Source organism: Dyadobacter sp. (assembly GCF_017744695.1).
Lineage (GTDB): Bacteria > Bacteroidota > Bacteroidia > Cytophagales > Spirosomataceae > Dyadobacter.
In genome coordinates this window covers 1,506,935-1,520,588 of record NZ_JAGIAS010000001.1, presented here as the reverse complement: position 1 = coordinate 1,520,588, position 13,654 = coordinate 1,506,935, and the positions used below count along the sequence as shown (strand labels likewise).

General features: G+C 49.6%; 15 protein-coding genes. 5 read left to right on the top strand and 10 right to left on the bottom strand.

Features of this window, described 5'->3' with window-relative positions:
• The first annotated feature begins 11 nt into the window (after positions 1 to 11).
• The 4 genes from J7619_RS05875 (at position 12) to J7619_RS05860 (ending at position 4,144) form a co-directional block, all read left to right on the top strand.
• Positions 12 to 1,490 (top strand): SusD/RagB family nutrient-binding outer membrane lipoprotein, encoded by a 1,479-nt coding sequence (locus J7619_RS05875; RefSeq protein ID WP_291195433.1) that lies wholly within the window; start codon positions 12 to 14, stop codon positions 1,488 to 1,490.
• Between the two features lie 25 nt (positions 1,491 to 1,515).
• A complete protein-coding gene (locus J7619_RS05870) occupies positions 1,516 to 2,148 on the top strand; it encodes a DUF5011 domain-containing protein (RefSeq protein ID WP_291195430.1) in 633 nt (210 codons plus the stop codon).
• Between the two features lie 11 nt (positions 2,149 to 2,159).
• A complete protein-coding gene (locus J7619_RS05865) occupies positions 2,160 to 2,642 on the top strand; it encodes a lipid-binding protein (RefSeq protein WP_291195427.1) in 483 nt (160 codons plus the stop codon).
• Between the two features lie 209 nt (positions 2,643 to 2,851).
• Positions 2,852 to 4,144: an amidohydrolase gene (locus J7619_RS05860; RefSeq protein ID WP_291195424.1), complete on the top strand. Its 1,293-nt coding sequence runs from the start codon at positions 2,852 to 2,854 to the stop codon at positions 4,142 to 4,144.
• Positions 4,145 to 4,189: 45 nt separating this feature from the next.
• On the opposite strand, the gene J7619_RS05855 is transcribed toward J7619_RS05860, so the two are convergent.
• From J7619_RS05855 to J7619_RS05810, 10 genes are all read right to left on the bottom strand, one after another.
• Positions 4,190 to 4,990, bottom strand: coding sequence for an SDR family oxidoreductase (locus tag J7619_RS05855; protein ID WP_291195421.1), 801 nt, complete (start codon positions 4,988 to 4,990; stop codon positions 4,190 to 4,192).
• Between the two features lie 9 nt (positions 4,991 to 4,999).
• Complete coding sequence (locus J7619_RS05850) at positions 5,000 to 5,932, bottom strand: LD-carboxypeptidase (RefSeq protein ID WP_291195418.1); 933 nt, start codon at positions 5,930 to 5,932, stop codon at positions 5,000 to 5,002.
• A gap of 83 nt (positions 5,933 to 6,015) precedes the next feature.
• Positions 6,016 to 6,273 carry a Txe/YoeB family addiction module toxin gene (locus tag J7619_RS05845; protein WP_291195415.1) on the bottom strand — a complete coding sequence of 86 codons (258 nt, stop codon included), beginning with the start codon at positions 6,271 to 6,273 and terminating at the stop codon, positions 6,016 to 6,018.
• On the bottom strand, positions 6,264 to 6,458 hold the full coding sequence (locus J7619_RS05840) for a DUF2683 family protein (RefSeq protein ID WP_291195412.1): 195 nt from the start codon (positions 6,456 to 6,458) through the stop codon (positions 6,264 to 6,266). Before J7619_RS05840 ends, J7619_RS05845 begins: the two co-directional genes overlap by 10 nt.
• A gap of 65 nt (positions 6,459 to 6,523) precedes the next feature.
• Positions 6,524 to 6,844 carry a DUF721 domain-containing protein gene (locus J7619_RS05835; RefSeq protein WP_291195409.1) on the bottom strand — a complete coding sequence of 107 codons (321 nt, stop codon included), beginning with the start codon at positions 6,842 to 6,844 and terminating at the stop codon, positions 6,524 to 6,526.
• Between the two features lie 66 nt (positions 6,845 to 6,910).
• Positions 6,911 to 9,889 (bottom strand): glycoside hydrolase family 3 N-terminal domain-containing protein, encoded by a 2,979-nt coding sequence (locus J7619_RS05830; RefSeq protein WP_291195406.1) that lies wholly within the window; start codon positions 9,887 to 9,889, stop codon positions 6,911 to 6,913.
• Positions 9,890 to 9,922: 33 nt separating this feature from the next.
• Positions 9,923 to 10,399, bottom strand: a complete 477-nt coding sequence (locus tag J7619_RS05825) for a DUF3368 domain-containing protein (RefSeq protein ID WP_291195403.1) — start codon at positions 10,397 to 10,399, stop codon at positions 9,923 to 9,925.
• Positions 10,383 to 10,637, bottom strand: coding sequence for a UPF0175 family protein (locus J7619_RS05820; protein WP_291195400.1), 255 nt, complete (start codon positions 10,635 to 10,637; stop codon positions 10,383 to 10,385). The genes J7619_RS05825 and J7619_RS05820 overlap by 17 nt, the downstream gene beginning before the upstream one ends.
• A 75-nt stretch (positions 10,638 to 10,712) precedes the next feature.
• Positions 10,713 to 11,855 carry a chromate efflux transporter gene (gene chrA, locus J7619_RS05815; RefSeq protein WP_291195396.1) on the bottom strand — a complete coding sequence of 381 codons (1,143 nt, stop codon included), beginning with the start codon at positions 11,853 to 11,855 and terminating at the stop codon, positions 10,713 to 10,715.
• Between the two features lie 58 nt (positions 11,856 to 11,913).
• Positions 11,914 to 12,870 carry an isopenicillin N synthase family oxygenase gene (locus J7619_RS05810; protein WP_291195393.1) on the bottom strand — a complete coding sequence of 319 codons (957 nt, stop codon included), beginning with the start codon at positions 12,868 to 12,870 and terminating at the stop codon, positions 11,914 to 11,916.
• Positions 12,871 to 13,058: 188 nt separating this feature from the next.
• On the opposite strand from J7619_RS05810, the gene J7619_RS05805 reads away from it, so the two are divergent.
• A complete protein-coding gene (locus tag J7619_RS05805) occupies positions 13,059 to 13,646 on the top strand; it encodes an RNA polymerase sigma factor (protein ID WP_291195390.1) in 588 nt (195 codons plus the stop codon).
• Positions 13,647 to 13,654 lie beyond the last annotated feature (8 nt).

The following is a 13,654-nucleotide window of genomic DNA, read 5'->3' as shown; positions in this document are numbered from 1 at the left end:
TTAGGCTTCAAATGAAAGGTATTATAAAAAATAGTGTTCTGCTGTTTGCAGCACTTTCACTGGGCTCCTGCAACGATTGGCTGGATGTGAACGAAGACCCGAACAACCCGACCAATGTGGCGCCGGAGTTTGTGTTGCCGGCTGCACAAGCGTCTATCGTAGCTTCTGTCGGAAGTGATATGGCTATTATTGGCGGACTTTGGTCGCAGCACTGGACGCAGTCCAATGCAAGCTCCCAGTACCGTAACATCGACTCTTACGATCTCAACGCTTCCGATTACAACAACATGTGGACGGAGTTTTACGCGGGAGGATTGAATGACCTCGAGGATGTCAAAATTAAAGCCACCGCTACCGGTAATAACAATATGGTGTTGCAGGCAGTAGCCGTGCAATCCTTCGGTTACCAGATGCTGGCTGACTTTTTTGACAAGATTCCTTTAACGGAAGCCTTGCAGGTAGAAACCATTAAGGCGCCTAAATACGACGACGGCCCTGCGGTATATGCCGAGTTGCTGAAAAGACTCGATGCTGCCCTGGCGCTCGACTTTAACAACGGCAAATCCACGGCGGTATCTTCCGACCTGATTTTCGGAGGAATGAGTGCCGATAACCAGATCGATCACTGGAAGCGCTTCGTGAATACGCTGAAATTGAAATTGTACCTGCGTCAGACGGCGAGCGCTAATTCTGCTCAGGCGATTGCGGCAATCAAGGCCATGCTGGATGCGAATACGCCTTTCCTGCAAGACCATGCTGCATTGACCAAATTTGTCGATGAGCCCAACCGCAGTAACCCATTGTATGAAACCAACGTCCGCCAGCTTAACACAGGAACCAACCTGCGTCTTAGCCTTACGCTGATGACCTATTTGCAGGAGAATAAAGACGATGCACGTCTCGCGGCGTACTTTACGCCGGGCCCAACCGGTCAAAGCGGCTTGGAACAGGGTGATTTCAACAACGCGGTTATCGCTCCCGCCACTCCGAGCGTAGCCAAAATGACTGCGACTGATCCATTCTATTTTTTCAGCATCGACGAGGTCTACTTCTTGCTGTCGGAAGCATACCTGCGTATCGGCAATGACGCAAAAGCGAAGGAGTTTTACGAGAAAGCTGTTCCTGCTGCTTATGCGAAATTCAACGTTGCATTTGATGCCAAGAAGATCGCTAAGGGTGGTGTTTACGAGTACCCATCAACCGGAACCGTGGAAGCAAAGCTGAAAACGATTATGTACCAGAAATGGGTGGCGATGTTCCGTCAGGGATACGAATCCTACCTGGATCAGGCGCGCACAGGCTATCCTGAAAAATCTCCCGTACGTTCAACAGCCAATAATTATGTACCAGGTCAGTGGACGGTGTCGGAGGAATCTGTAATTGGAAACGAGTTGCCTAAACGACTTCCTTACACTTCCGCTTCGCGCGATGGTAACATTAACGCACCTGCTGCCGTACCTGTTACGGCCAAAATTTGGTGGATGAAGTAAACACAGGTCATTGATAACAGAAACTATGAAAAGAGGAATAAAACTGATAATGATAGCCCTGACCTTGTTTGCAGCATTTTCGTGCGAAGAGGATAAGGTGACAGAAGGTATCTCGAGCATTACCTATTATCCGGTGATCACCTTGAAAGGTGAGCAATGGAATCAGGTAGCGGTGGGAGGCACTTTTACAGATCCTGGCGCTACTGCCAAGGAAGGAGACACGGAGATTCAGGTGAAAGTGTCCGGAACGGTGGATACAAAAACACCTGGTATTTATGTGCTCACTTACGACGCTGTGAACAAGGATGGTTACTCATCGACCGAGTACCGCTACATAGGGGTGATTTCTGCTGCGGCGACCGCCGATATTACAGGAAGTTATCAGCGCAATGCTGGTGCAAACGGCGTTTCAAAAGTGACGAAAGTAAGCGGAAACCTGTATAAGGCGGATAACGTCGGCGGTGTTGCGGTGCCTTCACCGGGCGATGCCGTTTTGTTCTACTATTTCGATAAAGGCAAAATAGGTGTTCCTTACCAGCTCACTCCCGGTAATGCATTCGAATGCACCAACGCGTCGATTAAGGAAGGAGTGTCTTATAGCTGGGTGGTAATCAACCCGGGCTTTGGTACAGCGCTACGTACTTTTGTAAAACTTTAAAATTGCGGTTTATGAAATATATAAAGTATTCTCTGATATTATTGGTGTTCGGCCTTTTGTCTTGTGATCTGGGCAGCGAACCGACCATCGAAGGGACTAAGTTGAAGGCTATGTGTGGCGAGTGGTGGATCAACATTTTGGTTGATGGTGAGGACATAGGCGCTGGCTTCCACCTTGTGACGACATCTAACACGGCTGCCAATAATGAGACAGATCTGATCCTGGACGACCATGAGACATGGCCCGCCAAAATTGTCACGAAGGTTAACCTTCCTGCGATGACTTTCGATCCGGCAAAAGATCTTGCGAACGCATATAGCGATAAGATTAAGGTGTCGGTTATCGAAGGTAAAATCCTCAAAGGAGCGGCGACAACACCCGGGGGCAACAAAACAGACTCGCTTTACGTGAAGTTTGAGTTTTCGGATGATCCCGGTACACAGTATGAATATGCCGGCTACCGTCGTACAGGCTTCCTCGAAGACGAGCATTGATTCGAGCTATTTGCTTATTCAAGGCCTTATCCATAACGGGTAAGGCCTTTTTTGTTTTTGGTCTGGAAAGAACCGATAAGTAGTAGGCTGGCAAACCGATTTTGCAAGCCTGGAATTTCTTTCCGATCTTGAAAAACCTGATCTTTTATTAATTCCATATGACAACTCCTTTTACAAGTAAGATCTCAAATCAATTTTGTCGGATATCCATGGCAGTGCTCGTAGCCGCTATGACCGGCCAATCGGCATTTGCGCAATCATCACTGGCCAAATCGATCGACCAGAAAGCGCCTGCGCTGGAAAAGAAGCTGGTAGCATGGCGGCGTGATTTTCATCAAAATCCTGAGCTCGGCAACCGGGAATTTAAAACAGCCGAGAAGGTTGCAAACCATTTGAAGCAGCTGGGCATCGAGGTAACAACCGGCGTTGCGCATACCGGTGTAGTAGGCATTCTAAAAGGAGGAAAGCCTGGGCCTGTGGTGGCCCTGCGGGCCGACATGGACGGCTTGCCGGTAGCAGAGCGGGTGGATATTCCGTTTAAATCAAAAGTAACGACGGAATATAAAGGACAGAATACCGGCGTCATGCATGCTTGTGGACATGATACGCACATAGCTATACTCATGGGCGTCGCGGAGGTACTGGCGTCGGTGAAGAACGAGCTTCCGGGGACCGTTAAGTTTATATTCCAACCGGCCGAGGAAGGTGCTCCGGAAGGCGAAGAGGGTGGTGCCGAACTGATGGTGAAGGAAGGAGTTCTCGAAAATCCGAAGGTCGATGCAATTTTTGGCCTCCATATCGACTCCCAAATCGAAGTAGGGAAGATTTCTTACCGCCCCGGCGCAACGATGGCTGCCGTGGATTTTTTTAGCATTGACGTAAAAGGCAAACAAACGCACGGCGCCTATCCTTGGTCGGGCGTTGACCCGATCGTGACCTCTTCGCAAATTGTGACTGCATTGCAGACGATCGTAAGCCGTAATCTCGATCTCACACACGCACCCGCGGTCGTGACCATTGGCGCAATTCATGGCGGCGTGCGGCAGAATATCATTCCCGAGTCGGTGAAAATGATTGGTACCATCCGGACTTTCGACGAAGCAATGCATTCATACGTGCACAAGCGGTTGAATGAAATTTCATCCAACATTGCGGAAAGTGCAGGGGCGACAGCGACGGTCGATATCGATATCATGTACCCCGTCACGCATAATGACGAGGCATTGACGGCCAAAATGATCGGTACCCTGGAAAATGTAGCCGGGAAAGAGAATGTAAATGTAATTCCGGTCAAAACTGGTGCCGAAGATTTTGCTTTTTACCAACAGAAAGTCCCTGGCTTCTTCTTTTTCCTGGGAGGTATGCCAAAGGGCAAAAGCGTTGCAGAAGCCGCACCGCATCACACACCTGATTTCTATGTCGATGAAGGTAGCCTGGTGCTCGGCGTGCGTTCCATTGCCCGCCTCGCGACGGATTATCTCGAAAAGGCGAAAACGAAATAAAGCCTATTCCATGGCGGCTATTCCATAGCGGCTATTCCATAGCGGCTATTCCGGAATGTTCTTCCTGACCTGATCAAACAGCAGGCTCGGGAAGAACCTTTTGAGGTAAATAGCGGCTACTTCTTTAAACCCACCAATGTAGATCTCCTTTTTATCTTTCCTGACGGCATCGAGTATTTTGTCGGCGCAAACGTCTGCCGGGATGCCTTTGGCCTGGTTACTATCCATTTTACCAAATTTATCACCCGATGCATTCAAGGCATTCAAAGAGATATTCGTACGAATGTAGCCGGGGCAAATGGTTGTGACTTTGATATTGTGCTGGTAACCCTCGGCGCGTAGCGAGTCGTAGAAACCCTGCAATGCGTGTTTGGCAGCATTGTAGCCCGAGCGCATGATCGTACCGATCTTCCCCGCGACGCTGCTCATGACGATAAAATGCCCTGATTGCTGCCTCATCATATGCGGCAAAACGGCTTTCGTAAGCGCTACCGTGCTGAAAAAATTAACATTCATCAGGCTCTGGTAAACTTCCAGGTCGGTGTCGTCGATGTAGGAGCGCTGGCTAACACCCGCATTATGCACCATGACATCGATCTTTCCGAAACGGGCAATTACTTGTTCCGCGGCAGGTCCGGCCTGCTCGAATTGTGTAACGTCCAGGGGCAATATCAGCACATCCGGGTCAGGCAATGCCGTTTGCCGTTTTACTCTTTCCAATTCCTCACGTCGACGTGCGGTAAGCACCAGTTTTGCGCCTTCTTTGGCAAAAGCCATGGCCAATGCTTCGCCGATACCCGATGACGCGCCTGTTATCCAGACAACTTTATCCTTGAAATTTGTCATATCTCTAAGCTAAACAGCTGTGGAATTTGATAGAAAACGGAGCTCAACGGCCTGCTCCGATACTTTGAATGCAGCCCGCATGCCCACACCCATGGCGCGGTTGTCGCCCACGTGGCCCACGGGGAAATCGTAGCAGGTCGGATAATCGAACTCAGCCACATGCTCGGCGATAATTTCGTAAGAATCTTTCCCGAATGTGGGACTGTTATTGTCCTTCATGTCTGTAAACTGGCCCACGACCAATCCTGCCAGTTTGTCGAGTTTCCCCGACCGTTTCAGCTGGATCATCATTCGGTCCAGGTTATACAGGTACTCATTGATATCCTCGATAAAAAGGATCTTACCGTCCGTGTCCGTCTCTGTCTCCGACCCGATCATATGTGCGAGCAGGCAAAGGTTACCGCCTACCACCTGTGCAGTCGCTTGTCCTGTGCGGTTTAAGCGATGAACAGGCACTTCATAACCGGGCAATTCACCGAAAAGCATCTGCCGCAGCGATTCTGCCGCTACCTCAGCGCCGGCACACGTAATCGTCTTAGCCATTGGCGCATGAATGCTGGCATAGCCCAACTGAAAAGTTCGGGCAAGAAAGGCTGTCAGATCGCTGAAACCGACAATCCACTTCGGGTTTTTGAGGAAATTATCAAAATTGAGGTTATCCACGATCCGGGAGCAGCCGTAGCCGCCGCGGGCGGCGATAATGGCTTTAACGGAAGGATCGTCGAGCATTCGCTGCATATCCGCCAGTCGGTCTTCGTCGGAAGCCGAAAACTGGTTAAATGAAGTCCTCAGCGTTTTTCCCTCGACCACTTCGAGTCCCCACTGCTCGGTAAACAACCGGATGCCTGGGACGACGTCTTCATACTTCACAATACTGGCCGGAGCCAAAACCCCGACACGGTCGCCGGGTTTCAGAAATGCAGGAAATAGGATTGGATTCATTCAATTGGATTGTGGGAAGTTACCTGCGTCAAAACTATTTTTGGCTCAAGTAACCGCAAATGTTCATTTTTGAAGGCAGAATATCAATAGTGACCTTTAAGGGAAAGAATATGAATCACATCTCCGATGATTTCATAAACTATTCGATGCTCTTGGTTGATTCTTCTGGACCAGCATCCTGCAAGGTTATGCTTTAACAATTCTGGCTTCCCAATTCCCGCGTAAGGATTTTCTGTAATTGATTCTATTAATGCCCTCAATTTTTTCAAAATGACTACATTATTTGTTTTCTTCCAATGTGCCAGATCTTCCTGTGCCTCAGTGGAAGATACTACTTCCATATATCGTCAAGATCAATCTTAACGGTTTTCCCCTCCCGGACTTGTTGTCTGCTTTTCTCTATTTTGGCTACAAACTCAGGATCATAGGGTGATGCCTCTTCAAAAGCAACTTTAAACCCGTTCAGAAGAGCTCTGACAGCATTCATCACTTCCTCGCTCTCAGTTTTTATTGTCAGCGTAGTCATGTCCCTTAATAGTTTAATCCAGACTTGAATTTACATCTTTTCTCAAAAGAACTGTCCTGATAACTTCAGACAAAAATCACATCCTGCACCAACGTACTTCCCATTTCGCGGTTAATAAGCTCGATGATCTTGGCCTTTGCACGGAAAAGCTCGTTGCGGAGCGGAGCGGATTCGATTTGAAGGAACAGGATGTTGTCCTTGATATACACTTTTTGGGTGCGGGTCGCGATGGCCGAACCCATGATCTTGTCCCAATGCGCAACCACATAGGATTGGTCGAAACGGCTACGCAGCTTGTACCTATCGAGCATTTGATCGATAGCCTCCTTCAACGGCGTTATTCCGGGCCGCCGGGATGCTTTTTCTTTATCAAATCGATAGTACATAGTAATAACCTGGTTCGTGAGTAACACAAAGGTAGCAAGTTCAGGGCTCGGTGCGGGTAACCCGGGTTACTTTTTTAAAAGCTGCTCGTAAACGACATCCATGATCGACGTACGGATATTCAGCGTCGAGATCTTGTTGTTCTCACGCGTCGGGTACACCCGGTTCGACAAAAAGACGTAATTCAGGCCCCAGGCCGGATCCGCCCAGGTCATAATGCCCGTATACCCCGTATGGCCGAAGCTCGACGGGCTCGCATACCTCGGTGCGTTACCGGTGTATTTGAATGTAGGCTTGTCAAACCCGATACCGCGACGGCTTCCCTCTTCCGGGTACTGATAGCGTGTAAACTCGATCAAAGCATCTTTGCTCAGTAACTGCTGTCCGCCGTAATAGCCATCCTGCAAATACATCTGCCATACCTTCATCACATCATTGGACGTGCCGAAAAGTCCGGCATGACCGCTTAGTCCGCCCAGCATAGCAGCCGCTTCGTCATGTACCTGGCCGTGCAACTGCGTCATCCGGAAGAACGTGTCACGCTCGGTAGGCACGATGTCGTCCAGTTTGTAAAAACGTTTCGGGTTGAATGTGAGCGTATTCGCGCCCAGTTTGTGGTAATAGTGATTTTTGATATAATCTTCAAAATTCTCACCGCTCAACCGCTTCACGATCTGCGGATAGAGAATAAAGGAAAGATCGCTGTACACGTAGCCTTCCTTTTCGTTCAAAGGAGAATTGCGGATGGATTTGAAGATCGTTTTGTCGTAATTTTTGAAAATAAACAAGCTGTCGCCCACCACCGAAGTAGGGTAGCGCTTCGACTGTTTGGTACTGAATGTTTTCTTTTTCCAGCTTCCATCTGCTTTCTGCGCCTCTTTCCATAGCACGATAAACGCTTTCAGGCGCGCACTGTGTGTAAGCACGCGGCGCCAATGCAGATCGGCCTTGTTGGAACCTTCAAAGTCGGGGAGATAATCCTTCATCGTCGCGTCCAGGTCAAACTTTTTCGCGTCCCAGAGGCTCATTAATGCCAGTGTAGAGGCGGTAATTTTGGTCACCGAAGCCAGATCGTACAAATCCGTCAGTTTTACAGGATGATTGCCCTCATAGGTATGTTTGCCGTAGGCTTTGCGGAAGAAAACTTTGCCGTCCTTAGCCAGCTGTACTACGCAGCCGGGTGTCGCCTTTTGCGTTACCGCGGCGTTGGCAATGGAGTCTATTTTAAAGGTAATGACCTTCGAATCCAGTCCGAGTTCTTCGGGAATGGTGTACTTTAATCTGCCCAGCGCAGGCGTTCCGATGCCTGCCAGGTAGGGATATTGTGCATTTACAGTCACGGGCAGCTTGCCCACTGCCGGAATAGCGCCGAAAATCAGCTGAGCCGACAAATCCTGGGTGTAGGGGGTGAGCTGGTATGCCATGATCAATGCTTTCGCATCGTCGGTTTTGGGCATTTTATTCAGGGCATATGGATTCCCGAAAACGGAAACAACCGCTTTTTTAGTGGCGATCAATTCCTGCAACACGGCGCTCATGGGTTCGGTGAGGCCATAACTTGTACGCGGGGAAATGCTGCCCAAATGCACGCCTACCAGTAATAGGTTGTAAGCACTCAATTTCGAACGTACCGCCTCGATCTGCTCCGCAGTTGCCTTAGCAGGAATATAGAAATGGTCGACAGTCGTGTACAGACCTAACGTGTTCTGGAAAGTAGTGACTGTATCGGCTCCCACGGAAATGGAGGCAATTTTGAGCGTATCCAGCTCGCGAAGCGGCAGAATGCTGTTGTCGTTTTTTAGTATTGTGAGGGCTTTTTCGGTAAGCAAGCGGTTGGTTAGCTCCGCGGCTTTGGGATTCAGGTCTTCGTATAAATTGTTGAGATCGACCGGTTGGTAGTGGTTAAGACCCGCCCAGGCCTTTGCTTCCAATACTTTACGGCAGCGGTAATCGATCTCCGCCTGCGTGATTTTGCCCTCGGCGATGCTTTTTTTGATCTCGGCAATGGATTTATTCACGTCCTCGGTAAATTCCAGCAAGTCCATGCCCGCTTCGAGCCCCATGGCGTCGGCTTTGCCGTCGGGGAAATATTTGGTCACCCCCTTCATATTCATCGCGTCGGAATAGATAAGCCCTTCAAATCCCAGCTGGTCGCGGAGAAGACTCGTTACAATGGGTTTGGAGAGTGTGGAAGGCAGATTAGGCGTTTTGTCAAGCGCCGGAATGCTCAAATGTGCGATCATCATACCGCTCAGTCCGTTGTCGATCAGCGCACGGAACGGGTAAAGTTCCAGTGAATCGATGCGTTGTACGGAATGTGAAATCAGCGGCAGGTCATAATGCGAGTCGGTACCGGTATCGCCGTGGCCGGGGAAATGTTTTGCGCTCGTGAGCAAGCCGTTATCCTGCATTCCGCGCATGTATGCGACCGCTTTTTCGGCAACCTTGTATTTGTTTTCTCCAAATGACCGGAAGCTGATCACCGGGTTACTGGGGTTGTTGTTCACATCGGCAACCGGCGCGAAGTTGATATGCATGCCCAACCGCCGCGCTTGTTTCGCAACTTGCGCACCCATTTCGTAAATCAGGTCATTGTTGCCCTGAATAGCGCCCAGAGTCATTTGATACGGGTAACGGACGGTGCTGTCGATCCGCATCGCCAGACCGAATTCCGCATCCATTGCCACGAGCAACGGCACCTTCGAAATGGATTGGTAATAGTTGGTCAGTCGCGCTTGCGGCATTGGTCCACCCTGGAAAAAGACAATCCCGCCCACTTTATTTTCACGGATCAGCTTCCCGACTGCCGCCGGGCTGCTGGTTTTGGGGTCGATCAACGCACGCTTGGTATCCGACACCGCCGCGACCATAATCAGCTGTGCAATGCGTTCGTCGGGCGTCAGCGTCGCAAATACCGAATCGACCCATTGGCGGGATGCGTTCGTCTTGTTTTTTTGCAAAAAGCCCGGGGGAGTGCTGATTTGGGCTTTTGTTGTAAATGCTGTCAGGAAAAGGAGTGTAAATAGGGTCAGGTGGTGTCTGGTCATTGGGTTTTGGGAATGCTTATTCTGGTACTATTATTATTCATTTACTGATTTTAATACTCTTTCAACTAGGCTAGGCTTGATCCAAAACCCGCATTGGTTTACTAATATGTCAATCACCGGCTTCACTGAGTTGATGTAGTTTTTCTCCTTTGCTTCCACCAGAGCGCCCAAGGTTCCGATCACAGATAAACCCATCTGCGTAGCAATTGCCCGGCCCTTTCTTTCATCGATTAAAACCAAATCCGCACGGAGTTCTGTTGCGAGCACAATTGCTTCCGCCTCGCCAGGGTCAAGAAGTTCGGTTAATTCGTTCAAAAGTGAGGTACTCGAAACTTCTCTGATTTCGATCCAATCCAATGCAAGTTTCTGCTGGAATGCAACATTCAAATCCTGTAATTCCAGGTATACCTGGTTCGGTATTATTATCCTCTCATAGAGATTTTGGAGGACATCTAAATGCCCCGACTGCACAAGTCCGCTGATAACAGAAGTGTCACTTACTACGATCACTCGAAAACTTTCTTAGTGTTTCCAAATCTGCTTCAAAGTCCTCGACATCATAATGCCATGCAATTTTACGCTTTCCGAGTTCTTGCTGGAAGCGAATGCTTCCCAGTCCGGTCATCCTGCCTCCCTGCCCGACAGTAATTTTCTCGTCCTCATACAAACGTACAGCAAGCTCGATCCTTAACTCCTGTTCGCTAAGTCCGGTGCTGTTGATTACGTTATCGTCCAATTCCAAAAGCATATGCTTCGATATTAAGTTTTTGAATGAAGTCTAAGTAAATATACACAACCTTTCCCGTTCTCCCAGCGAAATGAGCTAGAAGAGCAACCCCAGCAACAACCCGGCCAGAATGATCAAATACGAGGGGACCTTACCGAATGCGACGACAATGAGTGTAGCAATCACGGTTACGACGGGCTGAATGTTCGTCATCATCGGTTGAAAGAGCGAAATGGCGGCGGCAATGGTGAGGCCGCAGCTGGCGGCATGGATGCCTTCAAGGGAGGCGCGAATGCCGCGGTAGCGTTTCAACTGGTCCCAGAAAGGGTAGGCGAAAAAGATGAAAAACGTGCCGGGAAGGAAGATTCCGGCAGTTGCCACAAACCCTCCGACAATCTGGCCAAACCAGCCGTGCGTTTGCAGCGACACACTTCCGACAAATGTGGCGATGGAAAATACAGGTCCGGGCACGACCTGCGTAAGCGCCATCCCTGCCAGGAACTCCTGCTCGGTCAGGTAATGCTTAAACTCCACAAACTCGTTGTACAAGATCGGGATCAGCACCTGCCCACCGCCGAAGACCAGGCTGCCGTTGCGGTAGAAGTTCTCGAAAAGCCTCACGGGCAACGAATTCGTGATTTTACCGATGATAGCCGCCGTAATCAGCACGGAAATCCAGAAGATAATCGGCCGCCATTTGATGCGGATCTCGCCCTTCTCCATTTTCTCGTGCTTCTTGAAATTGAGCGAAGCTGCTACACCACCGCAGACGATGAGCACCGGCGTCATGTACGGGGACGGGTACATGTATGCAAGGATCGTCGAGATAACCAGAAGTGTCCAGCCTTGCGTGTTGTGAATCACCTTTCTCGCAATGGACGAGGCACCATACATCAGGAATGCAACCGCCATTGGCCCCACAAATCGTGTAAAGTCCAGTGAAATCGCATTCCTTTCGAGGTAATGGATGCCGATTGCTGCGAGCGTCATCAGGATCATCGCCGGCAGCGACCATACGAGCAGGGTCAGGTAGGCGAGCGGTTGCCCGCCTATTTTCAATCCGATAGCCGTAACGGTTTGCGTGGAGCTCGGGCCAGGTAATATCGAACAAAGGGCTTGTAATTCAAGTAGTTCCTCCTCGGTGACGTACCTGCGCTTGTGCACCAGCCGCTCGATCATCATCATCAGGTGTACCTGCGGTCCTCCGAATGCCGTGAGCGACAGCAGGAGGATGTCCATCAGGTAAATGATGTAACGAAATCGACGGATAGGTGGGTAAGACAAGCTGAGGGTACTTTTATTTTTTCAAACCGAGCTCCCGCAAACGTTCATCGAGAAACTCACCAGCCGTCATGTCGGTGTAAAGCTTCGGATATTCGGCAGTAACGCAGCTTTCAAGGCTGGTCAGATCCATGTCTGCGCGCGGGTGCATGAAGAAGGGAATGGAATAACGCGATGTCCCCATTTTCTCACGTGGCGGATTCACCACCCTGTGAATGGTCGATTTGAGCTTATGATTCGTCAATCGGTCGAGCATATCACCCACATTGACGACGATCTGGTCGGGTAATGCGGTAATGGCTATCCACGCACCGTCCCGCCGGAGCACTTCGAGGCCTTCCGCGCTGGCGCCCATCAGCAGGGTAATGAGGTTGATATCCCCATGCGCCGCGGCCCTTACGGCACCTTCCGGCACCAGTTCGGGGTTGGGGATCGGGAAGTAATGCAATGCGCGGAGCAGGCTGTCGCCGTTTTTTACTTTGTCCTCAAAGTAATCCTCCGGGAGGTTAAGGTAAATGGCGATGGCGCGCAGCAGCGTTTTACCGGTATTTTCGAAAGTTTGGTAAACTTCGAGCGTATATTTTTTGAAATCGGGGAATTCGTCAGGAAAGATATTGGACGGCATTTGTCCGACCGGCTCGGGCTGGCCTACGTGGTAAAACTCCTTCAAATCGGCCACTTTGAAACCTTTTGCAGTTTCTTTGCCTTTGCCGATATAACCGCGCTGACCGAACAGCTCGGGGAACTCGTACTTTTTCTTGACATCGTCCGGCTGCGAAAAGAATTCCTTTACACTTTCGTAAAGATCATTGCGCAGGGCATCGCTTAACCCGTGATTTTTAATGGCTACAAAACCGATGTTGGTAAATGCGGCGCCCAGGTCTTTAACAAACTGCTGCTTGCGTTGGGTATCACCCGATGTAAAATCGGCCAAATCGAGCGACGGGACTTCATTCAATAGTGCTGGTTCCATGTTGATTGCTTTTTTGATGCAAAGTAAAAAGTATCTTCAGACTTGGCAAGCACGCCGGCCCTACCAAATAGTCGGGTATAAAAATAGGGGGAACAAACAGGAGATATTTAATAATTTTAATAGATACTCATTACATTTAATGCCCGTTTGGTGAAACGTTTTGGGAAATATGCATTGAACTTTGCGCTATGACACATTCAGACCCGGACCATGATACCTGGTTACGCTTCATTTCCGGCGAACCCGATGCGTTTAGCGACCTTTACGATCAGTACACCGGCGTGCTGTACGCATTCGGTATGCGGTACAGCACCGACCGGGATCTTGTAAAGGATTGTATTCACGATCTGTTCATCGATTTGCATGGCTATCGGAAAAATCTGGCGCGGGATGCCAATGTGAAATTCTATCTCCTCAAATCTCTCCGCCGGAAATTGCATTTGGCGCACCGGAAGTCGTCGATGCTGCGATTCGACCGATGGGATACCGAGGATTCGCTGGCGATCAATACATTCAGTTTCAGTATCGAGGAAGAGTTGATTATCAGCGAGAAAGAGCGGGAGATACTGCAACATCTTGCGGCGGAGATCAACCTGCTTCCCGACCGCCAGCGCGAGATATTGTACCTGCGTTTTCACCAGGACCTCGACTATGACGAAATCGCCGCGATCATGCAGATTTCCGTTCCTACCTGCCGCACATTCATATACCGTGCCCTCAAACAGCTGCGCGGGAAACTTGAATTTGGTGCTATCTTATTGATAATGTGTTGTTAGAGAATATT